Below are 14,070 nucleotides of genomic sequence, written 5' to 3' on the forward strand. Positions count from 1 at the left end.
GACGTCACCACTCGATGCCCCTCTGGCCCTTCTGGCCGACGTCCATCGGGTGCTTGACCTTGGACATGTCGGTGACGAGGTCGGCGAAGCCGACGAGCCTCTCCGGCGCGTTCCGTCCGGTGATCACGACATGCTGGGTGCCGGGCCGGTGGCGCAGTACGTCGACGACCTCATCGGTGTCGACCCACCCCCAGTGCATCGGATACGCGAACTCGTCGAGCACGTAGAGCTTGTAGGTCTCGGCGGCCAGGTCCCGCTTGACCTGCTCCCAGCCCTCGCGGGCCTTCTCCTCGTTGTCCAGTTGCGCATCGCGCTGCACCCACGACCAGCCCTCGCCCATCTTGTGCCAGTCGACGCTCCCGCCCTGCCCGGACGCCCCCAGCACCCGCAGCGCGTTCTCCTCGCCGACCTTCCACTTCGCCGACTTGACGAACTGGAACACCCCGATCGGCCACCCCTGGTTCCAGGCACGCAGCGCGAGCCCGAAGGCCGCGGTCGACTTACCCTTCCCGACACCGGTGTGCACGACGACGAGCGGACGATTGCGGCGCTGACGGGTCGTCAGCCCGTCGTCCGGTACGACACTCGGCTGTCCCTGCGGCATCACGCGGCCCTCCCGATCCCCTGTACGTTCCTCACCAAGCCCGCGATGCTGTCCGCGCGCAGCTCGTCGAGCGTCACCGCCGTAGCCGCCAGCTCCGCGGCCAGCCGCCCGGCGAGCCCCAGCCGCACGGGTCCCGACTCGCAGTCCACGACGACGGACGCGACACCCTCGGCGGCGAACAGCCGCGCCGCACGCCCCGCCAGCGTGACCGGCTCCGGACCGCCCGTGGCCCGCCCGTCCGTCACCACCACGACCAGCGGACGCCGCGCGGGATCCCGTAGCCGCTCCACCCGCAGCACGTCATGGGCCTTGAGCAGCCCGGCGGCCAACGGCGTCCGCCCGCCCGTCGGCAGCGACTCCAGCCGGGCCGCCGCGGCGTCCACCGACGAGGTCGGCGGCAGCGCGACCTCGGCCGCCGACCCCCGGAAGGTCACCAGCCCCACCTTGTCCCTGCGCTGGTAGGCGTCCAGCAGCAGCGACAGCACGGCACCCTTCACGGCACTCATCCGCTGCCGGGCCGCCATCGACCCGGAGGCGTCGACCACGAACAGCACGAGGTTTCCCTCCCGCCCCTCCCGCGTCGCCTGCCGCAGATCGTCCCGGCGCACCACGAGCCCGGGCCCCGACCGCCCGCGCGCCCGCTGATGCGGGGCCGCCGCCCGCACGGTCGCCGCCAGATGCAGCCTGGTCAGCGCCCCCCGGGGGCGCCGCGCCCCGGTGGTCCGCCCGTGCTCGGTCCGGGCACGCGAACGCCGCCCGGCGGCACCCTCACCGATCCCCGGAACGCTGAGCACCTTCGTACGGAACGGCTCGGATGCCCGCACGGGCTGCTGCTCCCCGGAGCCGGAGGCCTGCGGCTGCCCGCTCTCCCCGGCCTCGGGCCGCGCCGCGGTGTCACCGCCCTGCGGACCGTCGTCGGGCGACGGCCGCCCACCGCCGCCACCCGGCCCGTCGGGGCCCGGGTCGTCCTCGTCCGAGCCGCCGAACTGCTCCAGGGCCTCGTCGAGCGTGTCCTCGTCGAGCCCCGGCGCGTCGAACGGATTGCGCCGCCGCCGGTGCGGCAGCGCGAGCAGCGCGGCCTGCCGTACGTCCTCGGCGAGCACATCGGTCCGCCCGGCCCAGGCGGCCAGCGCGGTCGCCGTACGCGCCATCACGATGTCGGCGCGCATGCCGTCCACCTCGAACGCCGCGCAGGTCGCCGCGATCTGCCGCAGCGCCCCGTTCCCGAGCCGCACGGACGGCAGCAGGTCACGTGCGGCCACGATCCGCGCCCGAAGGGCAGCCTCCTCGTCGGCCCAGCGCGCCGCGAAACCGGCGGGGTCGTCGTCGTAGGCGAGCCGCCGCCGGACCACCTCCACCCGCCGGTCGGGTTCGCGTGAGGCGGCCACCTCCACCGTGAGCCCGAACCGGTCGAGCAACTGCGGCCGCAGCTCGCCCTCTTCGGGGTTCATGGTGCCGACGAGCAGGAAGCGCGCCGCATGCCGTACGGAGACACCCTCGCGCTCCACGTACGAGGCGCCCATCGCAGCCGCGTCGAGCAGCAGGTCGACCAGGTGGTCGTGCAGGAGGTTGACCTCGTCGACGTAGAGGATCCCGCGATGCGCCTGCGCCAAGAGGCCCGGCTCGAAGGCTTTCACTCCCTCGGCCAGCGCCCGCTCGATGTCGAGGGCGCCCACGAGCCGGTCCTCGGAGGCACCGACGGGCAGTTCGACCATGCGGGCAGGCCGCAGCGTCCCGGCGCCCGCCCCGTGCGACCCGTCCGGACACCCAGGGTCGGGGGCGGCCGGGTCGCAGGAGAAACGGCACCCGGGGACCACGTCCACCTCGGGCAGCAGGGCGGAGAGGGCGCGTACGGCGGTGCTCTTCGCGGTGCCCTTCTCGCCGCGCACCAGGACACCGCCCACGGCCGGGCTCACCGCGTTCAGCAGCAGCGCCAGCCGCAGATCGTCCTGCCCGACGACCGCTGTGAACGGAAACGGAGTACTCACTTGTCGTCGCCCTCCAGGTCGCCCTCGAGTTCCAGGTAGCCGGCACGCAGCCGCTCCAGCGTGTCCGCGTCGGGCTCGGCCCACAGGCCGCGCTCGGCGGCCTCCAGCAGTCGCTCGGTGATGCCGCGCAGCGCCCACGGATTGGACTTCCGCATGAAGTCCCGGTTCTCGGCGTCGAAGACGTACTCCGCGCTGAGCTTCTCGTACATCCAGTCGTCCACGACCCCGGCCGTGGCGTCGTACCCGAAGAGGTAGTCGACGGTGGCCGCCATCTCGAAGGCGCCCTTGTAGCCGTGGCGTCGCATGGCCGCCATCCAGCGAGGATTGACCACCCGCGCGCGGAAGACCCGGTGGGTCTCCTCGCCGAGGGTGCGGGTCCTCACCTGGTCGGGTACGGCGGAGTCGCCGATGTACGCCTCAGGGTCGGACCCCGTCAGATGGCGGACCATGGCGACCATGCCGCCGTGGTACTGGAAGTAGTCGTCCGCGTCGTGAATGTCGTGCTCTCTGGTGTCGACGTTCTTCGCGGCCACGGCGATGCGCCGGAACGCCGTCTCCATGTCCCCGCGCGCCGCCCGCCCGTCCAGCCCGCGCCCGTAGGCGTAGCCGCCCCAGACCGCGTACACCTCGGCGAGATCCGCGTCCGACCGCCAGTTGCGCGCGTCGATCAGCGGCAGCAGCCCGGCACCGTACGCACCCGGCTTCGACCCGAAGACCCGGGCCGTCGCCCGCCGCCGGTCGCCATGCCGGGCGGTGTCCTCCTCCACATGCGCCCGTACGTAGTTGGACTCGGCGGGCTCGTCCAGCTCGGCCACCGCCCGTACCGCGTCGTCGATCAGGCCGACGACGTGCGGGAACGCGTCCCGGAAGAAGCCCGAGATGCGGACGGTGACATCGATACGGGGCCGGCCCAGCTCCCTTGGCCCGATCACCTCGAAGCCGGTCACCCGGCGTGAGGCGTCGTCCCAGACCGGGCGGCAGCCCAGCAGCGCCAGGATCTCGGCGATGTCGTCGCCCTGGGTGCGCATGGCGGACGTGCCCCAGACGGTGAGACCGACGGACCTCGGGTACGCCCCGGTGTCGCTCAGATACCTCTGGACGAGCGAGTCGGCGAGCGACTGACCGACCTCCCAACTCAGTTTCGACGGGATGGCCTTGGGGTCGACGGAGTAGAAGTTGCGTCCGGTCGGCAGGACGTTGACGAGACCGCGGGTGGGAGAGCCGGAGGGGCCCGCGGGGACGTAACCGCCGTCGAGCGCCTTGAGGATGTGGCTGATCTCGTCGGTGGTCCGGGCGAGCCGAGGCACGACCTCGGTGCACGCGAACTCCAACACGTCGATGACATCGGGGAGTTCGAAGCCCAGGACCTCCCGGACGAGGGTCGGGACGGCCGTGGCGTCCCAGCCGCGCTCCTCCATGCCCTCCGCGAGCCGCCGGCACACCTGCTCCAGCAGGTCGATCGCGTCCGACGCCGTACGAGCCGGACCCTCCACCAGATCCGTCAGCTCCACCGGCATTTTCACCGGCGCACCTGGCTCGGCCAGCAACTCCTTCTCCACCAGCCCGACATGAGCGGCCAGCGACGCCCTCAGGCCCGGCAGTGCGTTTGCCCGCCCACCCCACACCTGCGAGGCGCGCAGCACGGCGAGCACGAGGTTCACGCGTGGCTCGCCGACCGGGCCGTCGCCCAGGATGTGCAGACCGTCCCGGATCTGCACATCCTTGATCTCGCACAGGTAGCCGTCGATGTGCATGACGAACTCGTCGAACGCGTCGTCGTCCGGCTGCTCGTCCACGTGCAGGTCGTGGTGCAGTTCGGCGGCCTTGACGAGCGTCCAGATCTGGGCCCGTACGGCGGGAGCCTTCGCCGGGTCCAGGTCGGACACGAGCGCGTACTCGTCGAGGAGTTGCTCCAGCTTGGCCAGGTCGCCGTAGGTGTCGGCGCGTGCCATCGGCGGGACGAGGTGGTCGACGACGGTGGCGTGGCCGCGCCGCTTGGCCTGGGTTCCCTCGCCGGGGTCGTTGACGATGAACGGGTAGATCAGGGGGAGGTCACCGAGGACGGCGTCCGGCGCACAACCCCGGCCGAGCCCGAGCCCCTTGCCCGGCAGCCACTCCATCGTGCCGTGCTTGCCCATGTGCACGACGGCATCGGCCCGGAACGTGTTCTCCAGCCACCGGTAGGCGGCCAGATAGTGGTGCGACGGCGGCATGTCGGGGTCGTGGTAGATCGCGATCGGGTTCTCGCCGAAGCCGCGCGGCGGCTGGATCATCACGACGACGTTCCCGAACTGCAGTGACGCCAGCACGATCTCGTCGCCGTCGACATACAGCGAGCCCGGCGGCTCGCCCCACGCCTCGACCATCGCATCCCGCAGCCGCGGGTCCAGCCGGTCGAACCACGCCCGGTAGTCGGCGAGCGGCACGCGCGCGGGTGCGGTGGCCAGCTGTTCCTCCGTCAGCCACTCGACGTCGTGCCCACCGGCCTCGATGAGGCGGTGGATCAACTCGTCGCCGTGCGAGGGGTACTCGGTCGGCGAGTACCCCGCGTCCCGCAGCGCGTCCAGCACCCGTACCGCCGAGGCCGGCGTGTCCAGGCCGACCGCGTTGCCGACGCGTGAGTGCTTCGTCGGGTAGGCGGTGAAGACGAGCGCGATCCGTTTCTCCGCGTTCGCCGTGTGCTTCAACCGGGCGTGCCGTACGGCGATTCCGGCGACCCGTGCCGCCCGCTCGGGGTCGGCGACGTACACCGGCACATCGTCGGGGCCCTGCTCCTTGAACGAGAACGGCACGGTGATCAGCCGCCCGTCGAACTCGGGGATCGCGACCTGCATCGCCGCGTCCATGGGGGAGAGAGCGGCGTCGGACTCCTCCCACGCGGCGCGCGACGAGGTGAGGCAAAGACCCTGGAGAACGGGGATGTCGAGTTCAGCCAGAGCTCCCACGTCCCAGGACTCCTCGGTTCCGCCCGCCGACGACTGCGCGGCGTGCGTGCCGCCGGCGGCGAGCACGGTGGCGACGAGGGCGTCGGCCCGGCCGAGGAGTTCGTACAGTCCGGGCTCGGCGCCGCGCAGCGAACCGCAGTACACCGGAAGGGCGTTGGCACCCTTCGCCTCGATCGCATCGCACAGCGTGTCCACGAAGGCGGTGTTGCCGCCCAGTTCGTGGGCCCGGTAGAAGAGCACGCCCACGGTGGGACGGCCCTCGACCTGCGCACGCTCGCCGTGGACGCCGTACTCGGGCATCTTCCGCGGCGGGTCGAACCCTTCGCCGGTCAGCAGCACGGTGTCGGACAGGAACCGGGCCAGCTCCGCGAGGTTGGCCGGGCCGCCCTCGACGAGGTAGCGCAGCGCCTCGGCCACCACACCCGCGGGCACGGACGACTCGGCCATCAGCTCGGCGTCGGGGACGGATTCGCCGCCGAGCAGCACGGTCGGGATGCCGGACGCCCGGAGCCGGGCGAGCCCGTCCTCCCAGGCGCGCTTCCCGCCCAGCAGCCGTACGACGGCGATGTCCGCGCCCTCGACGAGATCCGCAAGCTCTTCACCGACATCCACCCGCATCGGGTTCCCGATCCGGTAGGGCGCGCCGGAGGCACGGGCCGCCAGCAGATCGGTGTCGGCGGTCGACAGCAACAACACGGTGCTCATGCGGGTACTCCCGGAGGAAGGAAAGGCAGTCCACGGGGCGCGCCCGACTCGATGAGCCGCCACAGCGCGTCCGTGTCCGCGTGCTGTTCGATCAGGTCGCCGAGCCGGTCGAGCTGTTCCTCGCGCAGCGCGGCGAACGACGTGCCGGCGGCCGGTACGAAGCGACGGCCCGCGGCGGCCGCCACCTCGCGCAGGAACGCCCGGCGGAAACCGTCCGACTCCAGCGAGCCGTGCCAGTGCGTGCCCCAGACCGAGCCGACCCGGCAGCCGTCCAAGAAGGGTTCACCGCCTACGACGTCGGCGACCCCGTGGTGGATCTCGTATCCCTCGACGGGTTCGCCGAGCGCCTCGCCGACGGGCCGGGCGAGGGTCTTCTCGTGCGCGAACCGCACCCGCACGGGCAGGATCCCGAGCCCGTCCACGACCCCGTGGCGGCTCTCGACCTCGTCCTCGATGCGCTCGCCGAGGATCTGGAAGCCACCGCAGATGCCGAGGACCGGCCGGCCGTCGACGGCCCTGCGGACGACGGCCTTCGCGAGCCCGCGCTCGCGCAGCCACTCCAGGGCCCTGACGGTCCCCCGGGTCCCCGGAATGATCACGAGGTCGGCGTCGGCCAGTTCCTCGGGCCGGTCCACGAACCGCACGACGACGCCCGGTTCGGCGGCAAGGGCGTCCACATCGGTGAAGTTGGACATGAGGGGGATCGCGCAGACGGCGACGCGCAGCACGTCCTCGCCGGCGGGCGCGGTCACCTCCGACTCCCGGACGGCCTCCTGCAGGGACGCTCTCGACTCCTCCCCCACTCTCGACTTCGCTCGAGCGGGGGTACCCCCACGAGCAGGGGGGACCCCCATCCCGTCCTCCTCGTCGATCCCGAGCCCGTGCCGGAAGGGAAGCACGCCGTAGGTACGCCGCCCGGTGAGGCCGTGCAGCATGTCGAGGCCGGGCTCCAGCAGGGTGACGTCCCCGCGGAACTTGTTGACCAGGAACCCGGCGACCAGTTCCTGGTCCTCGCGCGACAGCAGGGCGACGGTGCCGAAGAAGGAGGCGAAGACACCGCCGCGGTCGATGTCGCCGACGACGAGGACGGGAAGCCGGGCGTTGCGGGCGATCCCCATGTTCACGATGTCGGTCCGCCGCAGATTGATCTCGGCGGGACTGCCGGCCCCCTCGCAGATCACCGCGTCATACGAGCTGCGCAACGAGGCGAGGCACTCCAGCACGGTGCCCAGGAGTGCCTCCTGCCGCCCGCCGTGGTAGCCGCGCGCGCTCAACTCGCCCACCGGCTTGCCCATGAGCACGACCTGACTGCTGCGGTCGCTGCCGGGCTTGAGCAGCACGGGGTTCATGAGCGCGGTCGGCTCGATACGGCACGCCTGAGCCTGCATGGCCTGCGCCCGCCCGATCTCCGCGCCCTCGCGCGTGACGAAGGAGTTGAGGGACATGTTCTGCGCCTTGAACGGCGCGACCTTGACCCCCTGCCGCACCAGCCAGCGGCAGATCCCGGCGGTGACGACGCTCTTGCCCGCGTCGGAGGTGGTACCGGCGACCAGCAGCCCGCCGCTCATGAGGACCGTCCCTTGGTGAGAACCCTTCGGGCGAGGAACCGCCCGGCGACCGTGACCCCGAGCGCGAGCCCGCTCACCCGCCGGGACAGACGTACGGCGCGTTCGACGTCGTGCACGCCGACGGCCCGGCCCCGGCCGTTCAGTACCGGCCGATGTTCCACCCGCCCCCCGTACGAGAGCGTTCCGCCCAGCCGCACCCCGAGGGCCCCCGCGAAGGAGGCCTCCACGGGCCCGGCGTTGGGGCTCGGATGCGCCGCGGCATCGGCACGCCAGGCGCGTACGGCCCCGCGCGGATCCGGGCCTGCCGCCGCCGCCAGGACGGCGGTCAGGCGCGCCCCCGGCCACCCGGCGACGTCGTCGAGCCGAGCCGAGGCCCACCCGAAGCGCCGGTACCGGGGCGACCTGTGCCCGACCATGGCGTCGAGGGTGTTCACGGCCCGGAAGCCGAGCAGCCCGGGGACGCCGGCGACCGCCCCCCACACCAAGGCGCCCACCACGGCGTCGGAGGTGTTCTCGGCGACGGACTCGACAGCCGCCCGCGCGATCCCGTCGGCGTCGAGCGCCTGCGGATCCCGCCCGCACAGATGCGGCAGCCGCGCGCGGGCGGCCTCGAGGTCCCCCGCCTCGAGGGCGCGCCCGATGGCCCGGGCCTCCCGTGCGAGCGACGTACCCCCGACGACGGCCCAGGTGGCGGCGGCGGTCAGGGCGAGGGACGCGGCGGGGGAGGGACGTACGCAGCGAGCGGCGACGGCCCCCAGGGCAACGGCGCCACCGGCGCACACAGCGGTGTGCAGCGCGCCCCACCCCCGGTGGTCGCGCCACAACGCCCGCTCCACGGCGCTCGTGGCCAGCCCGAACATGGCGACCGGATGCCCGCGGCGTGGATCGCCGAGCAGGAGGTCACCGAGAAGGCCGGCGGCGGCGCCGTACGCGAAGACGCGATCGGCACCCATCGGGTCAGCCGGCCGAGGGGTCCGGCAGGAGTCGGGTACTCAACCTTGAACGGCAGCCGCGCATGGCGATGTGTCCTCACTCAGGGTGTCCACGCCCTGGTTCGACGAGACCGGCGGTGAGAGTTCCTGGCTCCCGGGATGTTCTTCCCCGGTGACAGTGGCGGGACCGCGCCGGATTCGCACCGGCTTCCTCTCCTACCGCCGTAATGGCTCCGGCAGTCCACCACGTGCCCCGAACAGCCGTCAACTGGCTCTTGAGCTGCGACGGTGCGGTGTGCTGAGCCCCACACCGCGGAAAACCCGGTCAGTACCCCGAATCGACGGTTTCTGTGCTCTTTCCCGGAGCAGAAGCTGGGAAGACTTGAGGGAACGGCAGTACGAACGGGGCGGGCGCCGACGAGCGGTTTGGGGCGATGCGTGGCGGGGAGACGAACCCGATGCGGCCGGTCCCTGTTGCCTGTGGCAGCGGTGGGACACGGCTCTCGGGAGCGTCGCGGGCAGGACGCCGTGTCGGTGCGCTGACTCTTGGGCAGAAGGAGGTCGGTGTGATCGGCAGGGAGCCGTCGGAACGGGTGTGGGTCAAGAGCAGCTACTCGCCGAACGACAACGATGCCTGCGTCGAAGTCGTCGACGAGGGGGCGCGTGTGCGGGTGCGTGACTCGAAACGGCGCGAAGGCCCAGTGCTCGTCTTTCGCCGTACCGCGTGGTGTGGTTTGCTGGCTGCACTTGAGAACCCGGCTGCGGACCGTTTCTGAAGATCCGTCCAGAGGACGGGAGGGACCCATATGGGGGACAGGGCCAGAGAAGTCCCGGCACGTGCGGGAGGTCCACACACGGCGCGTGTTTCGCTGTCGGCGGCGGCTCCGCTCGCACTTTTCTCCCTGACGACGGGAGTGCTCGCGGTCGGTATGGGCGCGCTCGCGGCGCTGCTCGTTCCCGGATCCTCGGCGCGGGCTCTGGTCTGGCTGGTGGTGACGCTGGTGGCCGCCGCCTGCGCAGGCCTGTGGTGGGGCCTCACCCCGGTCACGGAACGCCTCCGCGTTCTGGACCGGGCTGCGGCGGCGGCTCGTCCACGGGACCCGCACAGCCACTGACCTCGGGGGTGCGCGGTGCTCCCGAGCGGCCGCGCACCGCTCTGCCGAGACCGGCCGCGAGGGCGGTGACGACGGCCGCGCCGAGCGCTCCCAGCACCGTGGTGGTCAGGGGGGTCAGGGCGCCCACCTGGAGGCTGGGCGCCACCCGGGCGGACACGGCGATGCTGAACAGCAGGACGCTGCCGCATGCCGTGCCCAGCAGCAGGCGGACCGACAGCAGCCGGATCTCGCCGCTGACCCGGGCGTTCTCGACGTCGATGAGGGCCTCGGCCCACTCCCGCCGCTGCATCGCGCAGGCCTTGAGCGTGACGTCGTCGAGGCAGGCGGGGCCGTCGTCGTCGGCCGCGCCGGCCTGTGGGGGGACGGCGGGAGGGTCCCCCGCCGTGACGGAGCGCACTGCGTGCAGCCGCCTGCACCACTCAAGGAACCCGAAGACCGCCATGGGCCCTCCCCGTTGTTCGCCCGGTGCCTCCCGGGTCAGGTGTTGTCCAGACTCTCCTTGACCGCGTCGATCAGCTCGATGAGCCGGTCGCCGTCGTATGCCTTGGTGCTGATGTCCTCGAAGCACTCCTGGTAGCGCGCCGTCAGAGCGAGGTCGTCACGGTTCGACACGCTGCCGGTGGGACCTTCGAGGTAGAGCAGGTCGTCGTCGTCCTTGAAGCCGAGCAGGACGAACGAATTGGCCACGCTGTAGTGGGCGCCCGCCGTGAACGGCAGCAGCCGCATGGTGACTCTGGGGTGCCGGGACAGCGTCTTGAGGCGCTCCAGTTGATGGCGCATCACACCGGGGCCGCCCATGACCCGGCGGATCGCCGCCTCGTCGAGCACCAGGTGCACCTCCGGCCCCTGCTCGCCGTCGTAGACCCGTTCCTGCCGGGTGGTGCGCAGCTCCGCCGACCTGCGGGTCTGCTGAGGAGCCGAGTGCGGCGCCAGCAGGGCCATCGTGTAGTCCTCCGTCTGGAACAGCGCGGGGACCAGGGTCGGGTGGTAGGTGCGGATCGAGGTCGCGGCGCTCTCGTAGCCGAGGTACTGAGCGAACTGCGGACGCACCATGTCGCTGTACGGCGCCCACCAGGACAGCCCCTTGGAGCCGCGGGCGGCCTCCTCCAGCTCGGCCACCATGCCGGGTTCCGTGACGCGGTACAGCTGGAGCAGTGCGCGCAGGTCCGTGACGCTGAGGCTGACCGTCCCGGCCTCCAGTCGGATGAGTTTGGACAGGGACCATTCCAGCGCGTCGGCGGCCTCCCGTTGTGTGAGACCGGCTTCCTCGCGCGCCTTGCGCAACTCGATGCGGAGCCTGCGTCGGTTGAGGCTCGGATCGATGTCCCTGGCCATGTCGCTCCCTGCCACTCGTCGTCGTCGGACTGGTCGGGCGGCCGACGTCGACTAGAACTCACCCACTAGAGTAGGTGAGTTGGGCGAGAGCGGCCAGACCTCTGCTGTCTGACACATGTCTCTTCGACGTGGTCGCGTGCGATGTAGACCGTAGAAAAACTGTGCCGTAAAAGGCAAATCCATAAATGAGCCTATGTGGGCGTATTTGCACGAAATAAGCCATACATAAACGAGCCCCCGTGGTGAATTTTCACCACGGGGGCTCGTGTGAGTGTCCGGGGCGGCTGCCGAGCCGCCCGCGCAGTCTCAGGCGACGATCAGATAGATCCCGTACGCCACCGCGGCCGCGCACGCGGCGAAGCAGGCGTAGGCGCCGGTGACCGCCAGAGCGGCCGTGCCGCCCTCGGCCGATTCCTTCTTGGTGAGGCCCACGACGCCCAGGGTGAACAGGCCCACCAGGGCCACGGTGACCACGAGGCTGACGCCGAAGACGGAGCCGAGTGCTGCCCAGTCGATTTTCATGGTGGTGATTCCTTAAACCGTCGCGGCGCGGTTCGGTTCCGCGGAGGTTCCGGCGTCGGGGGACGGGATCGTGGTCTTCAGATCGGCGGTGGCGTCCACCGGGGCGTCGGCCGTCGCGACCGGGCCCGCCGGCGGCGGGGTCACCGCGGCGACCGCCGCCGTGACGACGCCCGCGGACTCCGGCTCGATCTCGTGGATGTTGTCGCTCGTGACCGGCTTGCGGCGGGACAGGGCCCAGATGACGGTGGAGCCGGCGATCAGCAGGACACCGGTGACGACCGTGCCCCAGGTGCCCTGCCGGGTGAGGAGTTCGGCGCCCGCGCCGACCAGGCCGGCGGCCGGAAGCGTCAGACCCCAGGCGGCGAACATCCGGGTCGCGGTGGACCAGCGGACCACGCCGCCCTTGCGGCCCATGCCCGCGCCCAGGACGGCACCGGAGCAGACCTGGGTGGTGGAGAGCGAGAAGCCGATGTGCGAGGAGGCGAGGATCGCGGTCGCGGCGCTGGTCTGGGCGGCGAAGCCCTGCTGCGGCGCCAGGTCCGTCAGGCCCTTGCCCAGGGTGTGGATGATGCGCCAGCCACCCAGGTAGGTGCCGAGTGCGATGGCCATGCCGGCCGAGACGATGACCCAGGTGGGAGGGTTCGAACCGGGGGCGAGGACGCCGCCGGTGACCAGTGCCAGCGTGATGATGCCCATCGTCTTCTGGGCGTCGTTCGTGCCGTGCGCCAGGGAGACCAGGCCTGCGGAGGCGATCTGCCCGGCGCGGTAGCCCTTCGAGGCCGCCTTCTCGTCGGTGTGGCTGGAGACGGCGTACGACAGGCGCGTCGCCAGCATCGAGGCGAGCCCCGCCACGATCGGCGCGGCGACCGCGGGGATCAGGACCTTGGTGACGACGGTCGAACCGTTCACCGCGGACCAGCCGGCCGAGGCGACCGCGGCGCCGATCAGGCCGCCGAAGAGGGCGTGGGAGGAACTGGAGGGAAGCCCGAGGAGCCAGGTCAGCAGGTTCCACAGGATGGCGCCGACGAGGGCCGCGAAGATCACTTCGACGCGGATGCCCTGCTCGTTGATGATGCCGCCGGAGATCGTCTTGGCGACCTCCACGGAGAGGAAGGCGCCCACGAGGTTCAGCGTGGCGGACATCGCCACCGCCGTCTTGGGCCTCAGGGCGCCGGTCGAGATGGTCGTCGCCATCGCGTTGGCTGTGTCGTGGAAACCGTTCGTGAAATCGAACACGAGAGCGGTGACGATCACGATTCCGAGGAGGAGCGTGATGTGTTCCATTTACCCAGGCTTCTGTGGGAGGTCAGTGGCTTGTGGACCCTAGGCAACCTGGGTGAACGGAAGGTGAACTGAGGCATGCCTCGAGGTGTATCCAAAGGAGTGCCGCCGTTCCGCTTGTGATGGGACAGCGATGCCCGCCGTCTCGGACGAAGGCGGAATTTCGGCCTCCGGAGGTCTTCGAGAACCTTCCCGGGCAGTCCGGCCCGTGCCTCGCACACCCCCTTCAGCCACGCCTGAAGAGACATTGGTCACCCTGCACTCAGCCGCGGTCCGCCCTGATCACCGCCGGTACCGGAACACCGCCTGGCAGGATCACGGCATGACCGAGCAGCGACGCGGGGCGCGGGACGTGCGGGAGGACGCCCAGGGCGGACGAGGGCGGGGCGGACCGGTACCGGCGGACGCGCCGGCCTCGGCGTGGGACGAGCTGGTCGCGACGGCCCGCCGCACCGTGTCCGACGGGCTGGTCGTCGGCACGTCCGGCAACGTCTCCGTACGCGTCGGCGACACCGTACTGGTCACGCCCACGGGTGTGCCCTACGAGCGGCTGACACCGGATGACGCCGTCGGAGTCGGTCTCGACGGCCGGCAGGTGCTCGGCTCCCTGCGCCCGACGAGCGAACTGCCGATGCACCTCGCGGTCTACCGCACGACCGGAGCCCGCGCCGTCGTCCACACGCATGCCGTGCACGCGACGGCGGTCTCCACACTCGTACGGGAGCTACCGCTGATCCACTACATGGCCGGTGCGCTCGGCGGAGCGGTCCGGGTCGCCCCGTACGCGACCTACGGCACACCGGAGCTGGCCGAGAACATGCTCCGTGCGCTGACCGGCCGCACCGCCTGCCTCCTCCAGAACCACGGCACGATCGCCTACGGGGCCTCGCTCGCCGAGGCCTACGACCGCACGGCCCAGCTGGAGTGGATGTGCCGCGTATGGCTGACGGCGTCGTCGGTGCCGGGGCTGTCGCCCGCGCTGCTCTCACCCGAGCAGGTGGCGGAGGCGGGCGAGCGGCTGCGGGGCTACGGGCAGCGGTAGGTTCCGGTGGCCGGGCGCGCGGTCCGCCGGGAG

Annotated in this window: 11 protein-coding genes and 1 riboswitch; of the genes, 2 read left to right on the forward strand and 9 right to left on the reverse strand. The window is 71.6% G+C overall.

Annotated features, from left to right (window positions below):
• Positions 1–4 precede the first annotated feature (4 nt).
• The 5 genes from cobO to BIV24_RS24965 are packed head-to-tail and all read right to left on the reverse strand — an operon-like array spanning position 5 to position 8,763.
• Positions 5–604 (reverse strand): cob(I)yrinic acid a,c-diamide adenosyltransferase, encoded by a 600-nt coding sequence (cobO, locus tag BIV24_RS24945; protein ID WP_071368677.1) that lies wholly within the window; start codon positions 602–604, stop codon positions 5–7.
• Positions 604–2,592: a putative cobaltochelatase gene (locus BIV24_RS24950; RefSeq protein ID WP_071368678.1), complete on the reverse strand. Its 1,989-nt coding sequence runs from the start codon at positions 2,590–2,592 to the stop codon at positions 604–606. The genes cobO and BIV24_RS24950 overlap by 1 nt, the downstream gene beginning before the upstream one ends.
• A complete protein-coding gene (gene cobN / locus BIV24_RS24955; protein ID WP_071368679.1) occupies positions 2,589–6,242 on the reverse strand; it encodes a cobaltochelatase subunit CobN in 3,654 nt (1,217 codons plus the stop codon). The genes BIV24_RS24950 and cobN overlap by 4 nt, the downstream gene beginning before the upstream one ends.
• Entirely contained in the window at positions 6,239–7,810 is a 1,572-nt protein-coding gene (locus tag BIV24_RS24960; RefSeq protein ID WP_071368680.1) for a cobyric acid synthase, read from the reverse strand. The genes cobN and BIV24_RS24960 overlap by 4 nt, the downstream gene beginning before the upstream one ends.
• The gene (locus BIV24_RS24965) at positions 7,807–8,763 is read right to left on the reverse strand and encodes a cobalamin biosynthesis protein (protein ID WP_071368681.1); all 957 of its coding nucleotides are present in this window, start codon (positions 8,761–8,763) and stop codon (positions 7,807–7,809) included. The genes BIV24_RS24960 and BIV24_RS24965 overlap by 4 nt, the downstream gene beginning before the upstream one ends.
• A gap of 101 nt (positions 8,764–8,864) precedes the next feature.
• Positions 8,865–9,003, reverse strand: a riboswitch (cobalamin riboswitch).
• 305 nt (positions 9,004–9,308) lie between these two features.
• On the opposite strand from BIV24_RS24965, the gene BIV24_RS24970 reads away from it, so the two are divergent.
• Positions 9,309–9,518 (forward strand): DUF397 domain-containing protein, encoded by a 210-nt coding sequence (locus BIV24_RS24970; RefSeq protein ID WP_071368682.1) that lies wholly within the window; start codon positions 9,309–9,311, stop codon positions 9,516–9,518.
• A gap of 268 nt (positions 9,519–9,786) precedes the next feature.
• On the opposite strand, the gene BIV24_RS24975 is transcribed toward BIV24_RS24970, so the two are convergent.
• From BIV24_RS24975 to BIV24_RS24990, 4 genes are all read right to left on the reverse strand, one after another.
• The gene (locus BIV24_RS24975) at positions 9,787–10,299 is read right to left on the reverse strand and encodes a hypothetical protein (protein WP_071368683.1); all 513 of its coding nucleotides are present in this window, start codon (positions 10,297–10,299) and stop codon (positions 9,787–9,789) included.
• Positions 10,300–10,334: 35 nt separating this feature from the next.
• Positions 10,335–11,192 (reverse strand): helix-turn-helix domain-containing protein, encoded by an 858-nt coding sequence (locus BIV24_RS24980; protein WP_071368684.1) that lies wholly within the window; start codon positions 11,190–11,192, stop codon positions 10,335–10,337.
• 306 nt (positions 11,193–11,498) lie between these two features.
• Positions 11,499–11,714: a hypothetical protein gene (locus tag BIV24_RS24985; RefSeq protein ID WP_071368685.1), complete on the reverse strand. Its 216-nt coding sequence runs from the start codon at positions 11,712–11,714 to the stop codon at positions 11,499–11,501.
• Positions 11,715–11,726: 12 nt separating this feature from the next.
• Positions 11,727–12,998: an inorganic phosphate transporter gene (locus BIV24_RS24990; RefSeq protein ID WP_071368686.1), complete on the reverse strand. Its 1,272-nt coding sequence runs from the start codon at positions 12,996–12,998 to the stop codon at positions 11,727–11,729.
• Positions 12,999–13,317: 319 nt separating this feature from the next.
• Between BIV24_RS24990 and BIV24_RS24995 the strand changes: the two genes are divergently transcribed.
• Complete coding sequence (locus BIV24_RS24995; RefSeq protein ID WP_071368687.1) at positions 13,318–14,037, forward strand: class II aldolase/adducin family protein; 720 nt, start codon at positions 13,318–13,320, stop codon at positions 14,035–14,037.
• Positions 14,038–14,070: the final 33 nt, after the last annotated feature.

The organism is Streptomyces colonosanans, assembly GCF_001866645.1.
Lineage (GTDB): Bacteria > Actinomycetota > Actinomycetes > Streptomycetales > Streptomycetaceae > Streptomyces > Streptomyces colonosanans.

Excerpts from the sequence above, each read along its gene's own strand:
- cobO (WP_071368677.1), bottom strand. The coding sequence starts at position 604 with ATGCCGCAGGGACAGCCGAGTGTCGTACCGGACGACGGGCTGACGACC.
- cobN (WP_071368679.1), bottom strand. The coding sequence starts at position 6,242 with ATGAGCACCGTGTTGTTGCTGTCGACCGCCGACACCGATCTGCTGGCG.
- BIV24_RS24960 (WP_071368680.1), bottom strand. The coding sequence starts at position 7,810 with ATGAGCGGCGGGCTGCTGGTCGCCGGTACCACCTCCGACGCGGGCAAG.
- BIV24_RS24965 (WP_071368681.1), bottom strand. The coding sequence starts at position 8,763 with ATGGGTGCCGATCGCGTCTTCGCGTACGGCGCCGCCGCCGGCCTTCTC.
- BIV24_RS24975 (WP_071368683.1), bottom strand. The coding sequence starts at position 10,299 with ATGGCGGTCTTCGGGTTCCTTGAGTGGTGCAGGCGGCTGCACGCAGTG.
- BIV24_RS24980 (WP_071368684.1), bottom strand. The coding sequence starts at position 11,192 with ATGGCCAGGGACATCGATCCGAGCCTCAACCGACGCAGGCTCCGCATC.
- BIV24_RS24985 (WP_071368685.1), bottom strand. The coding sequence starts at position 11,714 with ATGAAAATCGACTGGGCAGCACTCGGCTCCGTCTTCGGCGTCAGCCTC.
- BIV24_RS24990 (WP_071368686.1), bottom strand. The coding sequence starts at position 12,998 with ATGGAACACATCACGCTCCTCCTCGGAATCGTGATCGTCACCGCTCTC.
- BIV24_RS24995 (WP_071368687.1), top strand. The coding sequence starts at position 13,318 with ATGACCGAGCAGCGACGCGGGGCGCGGGACGTGCGGGAGGACGCCCAG.